The organism is Hymenobacter rubripertinctus, assembly GCF_003583925.1.
Taxonomy (GTDB): domain Bacteria; phylum Bacteroidota; class Bacteroidia; order Cytophagales; family Hymenobacteraceae; genus Hymenobacter; species Hymenobacter rubripertinctus.
This window is the reverse complement of sequence record NZ_QYCN01000008.1, coordinates 1-12149: the sequence shown is the minus strand read 5'-3', so window position 1 is coordinate 12149 and position 12149 is coordinate 1. Positions and strand designations below refer to the sequence as shown.

The following is a 12149-nucleotide window of genomic DNA, read 5'->3' as shown; positions in this document are numbered from 1 at the left end:
CAAGGGAGGGGAGCAATCTATAAGATAAAATGTTCTCTCAACAGTAATTCCGCAACTCCTTGTCATCCACGGCCAGCAGGTTATCCAGGCGCAGCTCGAAACCGTCGGCGAGGCGCAGGTATTCTATTTTCTCCTGGATGTAGAGGTCCTGGATGATGCCGTGGTAAGTGCTGGGTGGGGTGTCGGGCTCGGTGCGGTAGGTGAGCGTGCAGGGCTGGCCGTTGGTGGCGCGGGCCTCCAGCTCGTCGTAGAACGAGCAGCTAATGGGTTGATAGGTAGCAGACATGGCGGGGGAAATTGGTGGAAAACCGTTTTACGGGCAAACCAGCCAGCGGGATGAACCGCCCGGAGCGGCGGGCGGCTCAACCCGCCCGCCGCTCCGGGCGGTTCATCCCGCTACCAGCCAGTCGAGGCGCAGTTCGCAGCCGTCGGCCAGGCACACGTACTCCACCAGGCCCCGGCGGCGCAGGCCGGCCACCACGCCTTGCACGCGGCACTCGGCGGAGGTGCCGGGCGCCCGGTATACCAACACGCAGGGGTTGCCCACGCGCAGGCCGGCCCAGAGAGCCGGATGGGTGGATGGCGGACTTGGGACAGGCGGGCGTGAACGGATTGAGTGCGGAAAGGATATACGGCGCGTTGGCAGCAGGAAGGTCCGGCACAACCTGGCTTTCCTGGTCTGCGTTGGCAAAGCATCCGCTACGCCCGTTTCTGCCCTCTGCCTTATGCCTTCCGAATTCGACCTTGCCCCCGCCGACGCCCTCCAGGACGGCGAAATGCGCACCTATTCCGCCGCCGATACCGATGTATTGCTACTGCGCCGCGCGGGGCAATACCTGGCCCTGGCCGCCCACTGCCCCCACTACGGGGCGCCGCTGGAAAAAGGCCGCCTCATCGGCGACCAGCTCGTCTGCCCCTGGCATCATGCCTGTTTCCGCGTCACCGATGGCCACCTCTGCCAGCCCCCGGCCCTCGACAGCCTGCCCAGCTACGCGGTGCGCGTGGCCGAGGGGCGAATCTGGGTCACGCTGCCCGCCAGACCGGCCGCCGCTGCCGCCAGCCCCGATGCTACGCCCACCGCCCTGGTGGGCGGCACCGCGCCGCCTCTCAGCAGCGCCGCCCCCGACGAGCGCACGTTCGTGGTGGTGGGCGGCGGCGCGGCCGGGCAGTTCGCGGCCCAGACGCTGCGCGCCGAAGGCTTCGGCGGACGCCTGGTGCTGGTCACGAGCGAGGCCGCCGCGCCCTACGACCGCACCAAACTCAGCAAAGCCTACCTGGCCGGCAAAGCCGATAAAAGTGCTTTACCACTGCGCCAGCCTGGTTTCTACGAACAGCACCGCATCGAAGTCCTGACCGATACCCGGGCCACGGGCCTCACCCTGCATACCCGCCAGCTGAAACTGAGCGGCCGCGACCCGCTGAAGTACGACAAGCTGCTGCTGGCCCCCGGCTCCCAACCCAACCGTCTGCCCAAACTCCCCGGCCACGACCTGACCGGCGTGCTGCCCCTGCGCTCGGCCGCCGATGCCGACCAGCTCCGGCAGGCGGCTGCCAAAGCGGAGCGGGTCGTCGTCATTGGGAGCAGCTTTATTGGGATGGAAGTCGCCGCGAGCCTGGCCGATGGGAAGCGCCACATCACCGTTATTGCCCAGGGGAAAGAGCCTTTTGAGCGGGTGCTGGGGCCGAAAATCGGGGCCATGTTCCGCAACCTGCACCGCCGCCACGGGGTGCGCTTTAAGGCCGAAGCCGAAGTGACTGCCCTGGAAGGCGAAGACGGCCGCGTAACGGCCGTGCGCCTGGCCTCGGGCCAGCGCCTGTCCGCCGATCTGGTGGTGCTGGGCGTGGGCGTGCGGCCCGCCACCGATTTTCTGGAACACGCCTTCGAGCTGGAAAAAGACGGTGGCCTGCGCGTGGATGCCTGCCTGTGCGCGGCCGAGCACGTGTACGCGGCCGGCGATGTGGCGCTTTTTCCGCTGGCGGCCGGCCTGGGTCAGCACCGCATCGAGCACTGGCGGGTGGCCCAGCAGCAGGGAGCCTGCGCGGCCCGCAACATGCTGGGCCAGGAAGCTGCCTTCGCCGAAGTGCCGTTCTTCTGGACCCAGCAATACGGCAAGAGCCTCCGTTACGCGGGCCACGCCCCCGGGTGGGACGAAATTATCTTCCACGGCGACGTGCGCCGCCAGAATTTCCTAGCCCTCTATGCCCATCAAAACCGCCTGGTAGCCGCCGCCGCCATGGGCCGCGACGATGATATGATGGTCATCGAAGCCTTGCTACGCGCCGGCCGGATGCCCACGCCCACGGCCGCCCGCCGCAAGCTTCACTGGGCCGCCCTGCTGGGATAAAGCAGCCGCAACAAACAAGAAAAAGGCGGTTTCTCACGAAGAGAAACCGCCTTTGCTACGGGGAAGCAGGCCGGTTAGTGCTTGCCCTTGCCGTGCCCTTTGCCTTTGTCGTGGTCCTTGCCCTTGCCTTTGCCTTCCACCACATATACCGGCTGGCCGACGGGCGTAGCATACACTACCCGGGCTTTTTTGGCCTGGCCGGGCGGCAAGCCGTGGGGGTGGCCGCCCTTCGGATATTTCACCTTGTGCTCCCTGATAAGCACCCAGGGCTGGGCACCCACGTAGTTGATGACAACCGGATGAAAGGCGCTGGTGGAGTAGCCGCTCACAACCTTGGCCTTCTTCCATTTGCCCTCCCGCAGAATAACGTATTGCTGGTCGCGCAGATCATAGTAGCCCCCTACTTCCGGGATATAATAATACTGCGTGCCGGCCGGGGCGGCTGGTCCCCAGGAAGGCGGGTTTACGTTGATGGTCACCTGGGCCTGAACGGGTTGCGTGAGGCTACCTACGGACAGCAGGAGCAAGCCCGCAAAGGCGAATTTGGGTAGTAAAGTCATGGTGGGAAGTGGGGTAAGAAGAGAAAATTAGCAGAGCCGTCAGCTTGTTGCAGCTGCGGCCCTTAACGCGCCGTTGCCGGTTTAGTTAGGCTGGGGCCGGGGCCTGGAAGTTATCGGCCGCGCCGGCCGTTGTAAGGCTGCTGCCCCCGGTTGTTTTGAATGTGTTGTTCCGGCTGCCCGTTGCCGGCAGAGCCGGCATTGCCCCGTTGCTCGGAACGGCCCTGGTCCTGGCGGCCCTCCTGGCTGCTGCTGCCCCGCCGGTTATCATAGTCGTTTCGGTCGTCGCGGCTCTGGCGGCCATAATTCCCGTCCCGGTTGTCGCGGTCCTCATCGTGCTGGCGGGCGTGGCCGGAGGTGCCATAGGCCGGGCGGTGGCCGTAATAGGCCGGGCCATAGCGGCTGTGCGGGGCCACCGCGTAGCCGTGGCCGGGCCACCGGGAGCCGTAGTAACGCCCCGGCTGCACGCCCCAGCGGCCGCAGTAAGCGCGGTGGTCGGGCAGGTAGCTCCAGGGCTGTCGGCCCACGTACGGAATGGCCAGAGGGTGGAAGAAGCGCGGATCGTAGCTGGCGTAGGGGCGGGGCAGTACCGGCGAGCTGACCCAGGCCCCGTAGGCCGGATCGTAGAACAGGTAGGACTGCGCGTAGAGGTCGTAGTAGCCGTCGATTTCCGGAATGTAGTAGTACTGCACGTTGGGCGGCGCAACTGGCCCCTGGTAGGGTGAGCCGGCGTAAACGGCGACCTGCGCCTGCGCCGCGCTGCCGCAGAGCAGCAGACCCAGGGCCAGCGTCAGACCCGATTTGAGCAAAGTGTTCATGAGTTCAGGAGCTAAAGGCGGTGTGCCTGCCCCGTACGCAAAAGCCGAACCATAAATGGCTGAGCAGCTGCGGCCGGCAGCGGGCTACGCGTCAACTTGGGTGGGCAGCGGGACCTTTCCGGGGGCAGACTTGTTACAGGCCACCTGCTCGCGCTCCGGCCGGGTATACTTCCTAGGCAGTTGGCACTAAAACAACTGGTAAATAAACTATTGGGAGTAGCCTGCCGGGCGCGTTTTACGTACTTTTGCAGACTTATCCGCTCCGCTGCCGCATGGCCAAGAAAACAACCGCCGCTTCCGCTACGTCTCCTGCTCCCAAAGCCGCCCAGGTGCCCAAGGCCGAAGGCCTGGCGTTGGCTGACCCGAAACCGGAGCCAGCGGCGAAAGCTCCGAAGCCCGCCAAACCTACCAAAGCAGCTACCCGCCCAAAACCGACCGCCGCCGCCGTGGCCGATGGCACCAACCACCACAGCACCGCTGCCGTGCAGGCCGTGCCGCGCCACGAGCAGGTGAGCGAGGCCGTGCTGGAAAATCAGGCCCGCATCAGCGGCCAGCTCCTCGGCCCCGCCGACCTGGAAGCGCCATACATTGAGGTGTATGGTGCCCGGGAGCACAACCTCAAAAATGTCTCGGTGAAGATTCCGCGCGGGCGGCTGGTGGTGTTTACCGGCATCTCGGGCTCGGGCAAGTCGTCGTTGGCGTTCGATACGATTTACGCCGAGGGCCAGCGCCGCTACATGGAAACGTTTTCGGCCTACGCCCGCTCGTTTATGGGTGGGCTGGAGCGGCCCGACGTGGACAAGATTGAGGGCCTGTCCCCAGTGATCAGCATCGAGCAGAAAACCACCTCGCGCAACCCCCGCTCCACGGTGGGCACCACCACTGAGATTTACGACTTCCTGCGCCTGCTTTACGCCCGCACTGCTGAAGCCTTCAGCTACGCCACGGGCCAGAAAATGATCCGGCAGAGCGACGACCAGATTATCAACTACATCCTCAAAGAGTACGACGGCCGCAAACTGGCGGTGCTGGCCCCGGTGGTGAAGGGCCGCAAGGGCCATTACCGTGAGCTGTTTCAGCAGGTGGCCAAGCTGGGCTTTACCAAGGTACGCGTGGATGGGGAGCTGCTCGACATCACGCCCAAGATGCAAGTGGACCGCTATAAAATCCACGACATCGAAATCGTGATTGACCGGCTGGTGGTGAAGGAGGAGGACCGGTTTCGGCTCTCAGGCTCGGTGCAGAACGCCCTCGGCCAGGGCAAAGGCACCATGCTGGTGCTCGACGCCGACCAGAAGAAAGATAATACCCAGTTCTTCTCCCGCTTCCTGATGGACCCAGTGACCGGCATTGCCTACGATGACCCGGCCCCCAACACGTTCAGCTTCAACTCGCCCTACGGGGCCTGCCCCACCTGCAACGGCCTGGGCCAGGTGCAGGAAATAACGGAGGAAACGGTGCTGCCCGACAAGAAGCTCAGCATCAGCCGCGGCGGTATCGCGCCCCTGGGCGAGTACCGCGACATCTGGATTTTCCAGCAGCTGGGCCTGATTCTCAAGAAGAACAAGGCCTCCCTGAGCACCTCCATCGAGAAGCTGCCCGCCGAACTGGTGAACCGCCTGCTCTACGGCGTGCCCGAGGACGAGGACGCCGACCCCAAAAAGGCCAACTACACCGAGCCCTTCGAGGGCATCATCCCGTTTCTGCGCCGCCAGATGGAATCGGAATCCGACAACATCCGGGAGTGGATTCAGCAGTATACCCAGGCCCAGGAGTGCCCCGAGTGCCACGGTTACCGGCTCAAAAAGGAAAGCCTGCATTTCAAAATTGCCGGCAAACACATTGGGCAGCTATCGGTGCTGGATCTGAACGAGCTGGCCGTGTGGTTTGAGGGGCTGGAAGACCGGCTCTCGGAGCGCCAAAACCTGATTGCGCGGGAGCTGCTCAAGGAAATCCGCAAGCGCATCGGCTTCCTGCTCGAAGTGGGCCTCGACTACCTGAACCTACACCGCTCGGTGCGGACGCTTTCGGGCGGCGAAAGCCAGCGCATCCGCCTCGCTACCCAAATCGGGACCCAGCTCGTGGGCGTGCTCTACATCATGGATGAGCCCAGCATTGGCCTGCACCAGCGCGACAACGAGCGGCTTATCAAGGCCCTGCAACACCTGCGCGACCTGGGCAACTCGGTGATTGTGGTGGAGCACGACAAAGACATGATTCTGCACGCCGACCACGTGCTCGACATCGGTCCCGGCGCGGGCATTCACGGGGGCCAGATTGTGGCCCAGGGTACGCCCGCCGAAATCTTTACCTCCGGCTCCCTCACCTCGCAATATCTGAGTGGGCAGAAGCACATTGAGCTGCGCAAGAAGAAGCGGGCCGGCGAAGGCAACGAGCTGGTGTTGAAGGGCGCCAAGGGCCACAACCTCAAAAACGTGACCGTCAAGTTCCCGCTGGGCAAGCTGGTGGCCGTTACGGGCGTGTCGGGCTCGGGTAAATCCAGCCTGATTCATGATACGCTTTACCCTATTCTCAACCAACACTTCTTCAACGCCAAGCGCGAGCCGCTGGCCTACGATAAGCTTGAAGGGCTGGACTTCATCGACAAGGTAATTGAGGTGGACCAGTCGCCGATTGGGCGCACGCCGCGCTCCAACCCGGCCACCTACACCGGCGTGTTCACCGAAATCCGCCAGCTGTTCGCCAACCTGCCCGAGGCCAAAATTCGGGGCTACGGGCCGGGGCGCTTCTCCTTTAACGTGAAGGGCGGACGCTGCGAAACCTGCGAGGGAGCCGGCATGCGCAGCATCGAGATGAACTTCCTGCCCGACGTGCACGTGCCCTGCGAAACCTGCAAAGGCCGCCGCTACAACCGCGAAACCCTGGAAGTGCGCTTCAAGGGCAAGTCCATTACCGACGTGCTCGACATGACGGTGGAAAAGGCCGTGGAGTTCTTCGAGTTCCAGCCCCGCATTCTGCGCAAAATCCAGACCCTGAACGAAGTAGGCTTGGGCTACCTCACCCTGGGCCAGCAGGCTACCACGCTTTCGGGCGGGGAGGCCCAGCGCGTGAAGCTGGCCACTGAGCTCAGCAAGAAGGATACCGGCAAAACGTTCTACATCCTCGACGAACCCACCACCGGCCTGCACTTCGAGGACATCAACCACCTTTCGGTGGTGCTCCAGAAACTGGTGGATAAAGGCAATTCCGTTCTCATCATCGAGCACAACCTGGACCTGATCAAGGTAGCCGACCACGTCATCGATATCGGGCCCGAGGGCGGGGCCGGGGGGGGCTCCGTGGTAGCTCAGGGCACGCCCGAGCAGGTGGCCAAGTCGGGTAAGGGCCATACCAGCCGTTTCCTGGCCGAAGAGCTGAAAATGAGCCGCTACGCCGGAGCTGCGGAATAATAGAATAGGGCGATTCGACTATAATTTAACTCCCGGGGGATTTCAGCACTTGATAAACCTCCGGGAGTTTAGTAGTTTAAGCCCTTCGTCCTATTTCCCTCCCGTATGAAAGTTCTTGTGTTCCCGGTTTTGCTGGCCATTGCTATTTTCGTTGGTCCACCTGAGTCGGCCGTTTCCAAAGCTACCGCGTTGGCTCCTGAAGCGGTTATTCAGCCACCCACAACGCCTGCTCAGCCGGCAGCCGGCAACCAGGCGTCGATGAAGAAAAACCTGACGGCAACCACCACTTCCATTCCAGCCGAGGCCCTGACGGTTCACCGTTAGCGTCATGAACGGCGTAGGTTGTGGCTCTGCTCGTTCGTCCCACCGGCCGGGTAGTCAGCCCGCAACTCACGGGCCGTAGAAGCATATGTACACTAAAAAGCGGCCGTGCTATCCAGCACGGCCGCTTTCTTTATTCAAGGAAAACCGAATATCACTTGCGGTTTTTGAGGGAGACGCTCATTTGCTGGGCCATTTCCAGGTGATGCTTCAGCCCGGGTACCTACTTGGTGGCAAAGGCGTTGATAGCCGGGTCGGAGGCTTTCACGGAAGCTTCCGTGAATTCCTGCACATCCTCTTCGTGGTCCTTTACCATTTTCCTAAGGTATTCCTTGTCCATATCGAGGCCTTTTTCCTCAGTCACGTCTTTGAGCACCTTCTGATGGTCGTCGCTGAGGGTAGTGGGCAGTACAATGATGCTGCTGCGCAGCCAGGGATTTTAATCCGGCGTTGGCTTTGGAGTGGTCACTGACCATCTGGTTGGCGAATTCCTTGGCCTCGCGCGAAGCCGCATTGGCGGCCACGGCCGTGCCGAGTTCAACCTCCAGCATCCCTCCGCTGGCGGCGTGGGTTATGAATTCGGTATCGAAGTCCATGCCTTCCTGCTCTACGTCGCCCATGTTGGTGTCAGCGGTAGCCGCGTCGTCGCGAGCTTCATTCTGCTGCTGGGCCTGCTCCACCGAATCGGAATTGTTGCAGGAGGCGGTAGCGGTCAGCAGGGCGGCGGCCGTCGCCTGCTGCAAAAGCGTGCGTTTCATACCGGCAAAGAAGGGGTTAGGCAGAGGGAAAGCAGGGCGGTGGCGGCGTTGGCTGTTCTGGCTACTGAGCCCCAGGGGAGTCAGCGGCCGCAAGGGAGTCAGCGTCGGCGCTCACGGTGGGGCCGGCATCATTGTCGATGACTACGGCATCAGCCTGAACGCCCCCGTCGGCGGCGGCGGCATTCATGTCGCTCACGGCTTCGCCGGCGGTGCCATCGGTGCGTTGGTCGGTGTTGCAGCTGGCCAGCGTGAGGCCGGCGCTAAAAAGAAGGAGGGAGAAAAAGCGAGGTTTCATAGAGTCAGAACGTTTTGGAGAATGGGACAGCATGCGTGACTTTATGGGTTGAGCTTGTCGTGCAGTGCTTCGGAGGCGCGTTTCAGGTCCTGCAAAACGGTTAGCTGCCGGGTGGCTGCTTGCCGGATATCACCATCGTAGGCATCCTTGGCCATGCTCTCGTTCTGGTCACTGTCCTGATCGACCAGCTTGGCCAGCAACTCGTCGTATTTCCGGTCGAAGGCCGTATCGTTGAGGGCCGTTAGTTCGCCTACCTGCTCAGCCTGACTTTCGCCCAGCCCGGTGGGCAAAACCAGATTTTTCTGCTGTGCCAGGGTTTTAAGGACCGTCAGCAGGCCGTTGGTCTGGTTGATGACGTTCTGGGCAGCGTAGCGCGCATCGGCTGAGGCGGCTTTGCGCTGGGCAATCTGGCTGATTTCGAGCAGCTCCATTTTGCGACTGGCCGTTTCCACCACGAACTCCGCATCTTTGATCTGGCGCTTCGTGACATTTTCTTGCCCGATTCGCTTTTCGTTCTGGAATTTGGCGTCGAAGATGGGGTCTTTGTTGCTTTCGCCCCCCGAGCAGGCGGCCAACCAGGGTAGCAGCAACAGGGCGCAGGCACGGTAGGAAATAGGCATAGGATCAGGGAATTGGAAAGGGGAAAAAGCTATTCGGAACTATACGCGCCTAGCCGGACGGGGTTCGGGGGGCATTTTGTAAAAAAAGTTCCCATGCTCATTAAACTCTCCCGCCGCTGCCGCCTCCAACCCCCGAAAATCGATTTTCCCGCCGCTGTCTTCACTTGTCTTCACGCTCATTCCCCACTTCCCATGAAACGCTCTGCACTCCGCACCCTGAGCCTGGCCGCCCTGGCCGGTTCCTCCCTGCTACTCGCCTCCTGCGACAAAACCAACGAGCAGCCCCAGGCCGCCGACCTAGCCGTATCGGCCGAAGACCAGAGCCTGGCGGAGGATGAAAACGCCACCGTGGCCGACCTGGTCGATGCCGCTTCGCCCACCGATGCGGCCGTAACCGGGAGCCCCGCCGCCGAATCCGACGACCTGCTGCGCGTGGCCGGCCGGTGCGCCACCCGCACCTACGATGCCCCCACCCGCACACTGACCCTCGATTTTGGGACCACCAATTGCGCGGGTCCGAACGGGGTGGCCCGGCGGGGTAAAATCGTGGCCGTATTTAGCGGCCCATACCGCCAGCAGGGCAGCGCGGTAACCGTGACGCTGGTCAACTACTTCCGCAACGATAACCAGCACACCGGCACCCGTACCATCAGCAACCTGGGCCAGGGCTCTTGGAGCCTCGACGTGCAGAATGCCAGCGTAGCTACCTCGGCCGGCACCCACAGCTGGACTTCGCAACGCCTATACACCCGCACCGCCGGCTTCGGCACCCGCACCATTGCCGATGATGAGTACAGCGTGACGGGCCAGATGGCGGGCACCAACCGCAAGGGCGTAAGCTACACGGCCACCATTCAGCAGCCGCTTATCAAGAAGCTTCAGCCGGGCTGCGCCCGTACCTTCGTGGCGGGCACGGTGAAAGTGCTGACCTCAAAGGAAAAGGAGCTGTTGCTCAACTACGACCCCACCGGCACTCAGGCCTGCGACAACCTGGCCTCCATCACGGTGAACGGCGTCACGCGCACCATCCAGGTCGGCCGCCGACTGTAGGCGGATCGTTATAAAGCGGTCATTCCGACATTCTGCGCATGGTGCGCAGAGTGTCGGAATGACCGCTTTTACTTGCCCTTGAACTCGGGCTTGCGCTTTTCCAGGAACGCCTGCACGCCCTCGCGGTAGTCGTCCGATTCGCCGGCAATCTGCTGGCAGTGGGCTTCGTAGTCCAGCATTTCGTCCAGGGTGGCGGCGCTGGCTTTGTTGAGCATCTGCTTGATGAGGCCGATGGATTTGGTGGGCGCGGCGGCGTAGCGGGCGGCCAGGCCGTAAGTGGCCTCATCGAGCTGATCGGGGGCGACTACCTGGCTCACGAGGCCCAGGCGCAAGGCCTCTTCGGCCGTTACCTTGGAGCCCAGCGTGCACAGCTCGAAGGCCTTGAGCGTGCCCACCAGGCGCGGCAGAAACCACGACGAGCCCGAATCCGGCACCAGCCCAATATTGATGAACACTTCAATCAGCGAGGCGTCGGAGGAGGCCACGATGGCGTCGCAGGCCAGAGCCAGGGAGCAGCCGGCCCCGGCCGCTACGCCGTTGAGGCGGGCAATCAGGGGTTTGGGCAGGGCGCGCATGGCCCGGATGATGGGGTTGTAGCGCTGGTGCAGCGAATCGTAGAAGGAGCGGGGCTGCCCCTCGGCGGCTTCAGCCTCCTTGGCGGCCTTCAGGTCCTGGCCCGAGCAGAAGGCCCGGCCGGCCCCCGTTAGCACCACGGCGCGCACGCTGGCATCGCGGGCCACCTGCTTGAGCGCGTCCTGGAGCTCGTAGCTCTGGGCGTCGTTGAAGGCGTTAAATACGTCCGGGCGGTTGAGAGTAATGGTCGCGACGCCGTCGGGGCGCACTTCGTAGAGCAGGCAGGAATACATAAAGCGAGGGAGTAACTCGGTGAATGGGTGGGTAAATATACCGTCTGTCATCCTGAGTGCCACCGACCTGCCCGGGCCAGTCCCCCGGCGGGTGAACCACCATGCTCAGTCATCCGGTCAAAAACAACTCAATCAGTTACCGAATCCCTCATTCGCAGCAAGGCTTCCGCCACAAACAGGTCCTCGGGAGTTGTGATTTTGAGGTTGCGGTAGTCGCCTTCAACCAGGGAAATGGGGTGCAGGTCCTCCACCACGCTGGCGTCATCGGTGAACGTACTCAGCTCCGGCAGCTGGTAGGCCCGGCGCAGCAGGTCCAGGTCGAAGCACTGGGGCGTTTGCACGAGGCGCAGGCGGGCGCGGTTCAGGGCGTAGCTGCCCTGCTGGCTGAGGTTGCGCACCGAGTCTTTGGGCACCACGGCCGCCACAGCCGCCCCGTGGTTGCGGGCGGCTTGGTACGTGGCCTCAATCACGCCTGGCGGGGTGAGGGGACGTACGCCGTCGTGGACGGCCACCACGCCTGGATCCGCCCCAGCCAGTTGGTTGAGGCCCGCCCGCACGGAGGCCCAGCGCGTTGCCCCACCCGCCACCACGGTATGCGGAATACTGATGCCGTACTGCCCGCATAGCTCCTGCCAGGTACCCAACTGTTCCGCCGGTAGCACCAGTATCAACTCCCGAATGCCCAGGGCCGGGGCCGCAAACCGCCGCAGCGTGTGCAGGAGCACCGGCTCGCCGGCCAGCTCCAGAAACTGCTTGGGCCGGTCGGTGCCCATGCGCGTGCCGCTGCCCCCGGCCACGATGATAGCGTAGCGGGGATACTGGGGAGCGGAGGAAGTGGGGAGCCGGGACTCGTTCATATTAAGAGCAGAGTGGAAGCGCAAGTAAGGCAACGGCCACAAAAAACGCCGGATGCCACTAGTAAAAGCAGCATCCGGCGCAATCTGTTTCAGTCAGCAGCACTAAGAGTCTATCCGAATAGGGAATGAGGGTCAGCCAAAAAGACAATTGTACCACGTAATGCGCGCACAGGCAAAGTGGAGCATGGCCAAGTAGTTCTCCGGTTTTTTGGCCCAGCGAATCAGCAGATGCCGGAAGCGGTTGAGCCAAGA

Annotated in this window: 14 protein-coding genes and 1 pseudogene; 4 read left to right on the top strand and 11 right to left on the bottom strand. The window is 62.7% G+C overall.

Annotated elements, in window-relative coordinates:
- Positions 1-37: 37 nt before the first annotated feature.
- The gene (locus D0T11_RS06855; protein WP_119655040.1) at positions 38-286 is read right to left on the bottom strand and encodes a hypothetical protein; all 249 of its coding nucleotides are present in this window, start codon (positions 284-286) and stop codon (positions 38-40) included.
- A 102-nt stretch (positions 287-388) separates the two neighbouring features.
- Positions 389-532, bottom strand: coding sequence for a hypothetical protein (locus tag D0T11_RS22475; RefSeq protein WP_182888282.1), 144 nt, complete (start codon positions 530-532; stop codon positions 389-391).
- Between the two features lie 193 nt (positions 533-725).
- On the opposite strand from D0T11_RS22475, the gene D0T11_RS06850 reads away from it, so the two are divergent.
- Positions 726-2345 (top strand): FAD-dependent oxidoreductase, encoded by a 1620-nt coding sequence (locus tag D0T11_RS06850; RefSeq protein WP_182888281.1) that lies wholly within the window; start codon positions 726-728, stop codon positions 2343-2345.
- Between the two features lie 74 nt (positions 2346-2419).
- Here D0T11_RS06850 and D0T11_RS06845 read toward each other — a convergent pair whose 3' ends face one another.
- Both D0T11_RS06845 and D0T11_RS06840 read right to left on the bottom strand, forming a co-directional pair.
- A complete protein-coding gene (locus tag D0T11_RS06845; protein ID WP_119655038.1) occupies positions 2420-2905 on the bottom strand; it encodes a hypothetical protein in 486 nt (161 codons plus the stop codon).
- Positions 2906-3015: 110 nt separating this feature from the next.
- Positions 3016-3720, bottom strand: coding sequence for a hypothetical protein (locus D0T11_RS06840; protein ID WP_119655037.1), 705 nt, complete (start codon positions 3718-3720; stop codon positions 3016-3018).
- Positions 3721-3992: 272 nt separating this feature from the next.
- On the opposite strand from D0T11_RS06840, the gene uvrA reads away from it, so the two are divergent.
- Positions 3993-7130 (top strand): excinuclease ABC subunit UvrA, encoded by a 3138-nt coding sequence (gene uvrA / locus D0T11_RS06835; RefSeq protein ID WP_245990662.1) that lies wholly within the window; start codon positions 3993-3995, stop codon positions 7128-7130.
- A 105-nt stretch (positions 7131-7235) separates the two neighbouring features.
- Positions 7236-7454 carry a hypothetical protein gene (locus D0T11_RS22040; protein ID WP_147374556.1) on the top strand — a complete coding sequence of 73 codons (219 nt, stop codon included), beginning with the start codon at positions 7236-7238 and terminating at the stop codon, positions 7452-7454.
- Positions 7455-7674: 220 nt separating this feature from the next.
- Here the strand turns inward: D0T11_RS22040 and D0T11_RS23555 are convergent, their stop codons facing one another.
- From D0T11_RS23555 to D0T11_RS06815, 4 genes are all read right to left on the bottom strand, one after another.
- Positions 7675-7815 (bottom strand): DUF4142 domain-containing protein, encoded by a 141-nt coding sequence (locus D0T11_RS23555; RefSeq protein ID WP_380284218.1) that lies wholly within the window; start codon positions 7813-7815, stop codon positions 7675-7677.
- A complete protein-coding gene (locus D0T11_RS23550; protein ID WP_119655035.1) occupies positions 7808-8209 on the bottom strand; it encodes a DUF4142 domain-containing protein in 402 nt (133 codons plus the stop codon). Before D0T11_RS23550 ends, D0T11_RS23555 begins: the two co-directional genes overlap by 8 nt.
- Before the next feature lie 61 nt (positions 8210-8270).
- Positions 8271-8504 carry a hypothetical protein gene (locus tag D0T11_RS06820; RefSeq protein ID WP_119655034.1) on the bottom strand — a complete coding sequence of 78 codons (234 nt, stop codon included), beginning with the start codon at positions 8502-8504 and terminating at the stop codon, positions 8271-8273.
- Positions 8505-8545: 41 nt separating this feature from the next.
- On the bottom strand, positions 8546-9124 hold the full coding sequence (locus tag D0T11_RS06815; protein ID WP_119655033.1) for a DUF4142 domain-containing protein: 579 nt from the start codon (positions 9122-9124) through the stop codon (positions 8546-8548).
- Between the two features lie 192 nt (positions 9125-9316).
- Here D0T11_RS06815 and D0T11_RS06810 point away from each other — a divergent pair, with 192 nt between their 5' ends.
- A complete protein-coding gene (locus D0T11_RS06810) occupies positions 9317-10174 on the top strand; it encodes a hypothetical protein (RefSeq protein WP_119655032.1) in 858 nt (285 codons plus the stop codon).
- A 68-nt stretch (positions 10175-10242) separates the two neighbouring features.
- Here D0T11_RS06810 and D0T11_RS06805 read toward each other — a convergent pair whose 3' ends face one another.
- From D0T11_RS06805 to D0T11_RS06795, 3 genes and pseudogenes are all read right to left on the bottom strand, one after another.
- A complete protein-coding gene (locus D0T11_RS06805; RefSeq protein WP_119655031.1) occupies positions 10243-11040 on the bottom strand; it encodes an enoyl-CoA hydratase-related protein in 798 nt (265 codons plus the stop codon).
- A 128-nt stretch (positions 11041-11168) separates the two neighbouring features.
- Complete coding sequence (locus tag D0T11_RS06800) at positions 11169-11897, bottom strand: 2-C-methyl-D-erythritol 4-phosphate cytidylyltransferase (RefSeq protein ID WP_119655030.1); 729 nt, start codon at positions 11895-11897, stop codon at positions 11169-11171.
- A 132-nt stretch (positions 11898-12029) separates the two neighbouring features.
- A pseudogene (locus D0T11_RS06795) lies at positions 12030-12149 on the bottom strand (IS5/IS1182 family transposase); the annotation flags it as partial.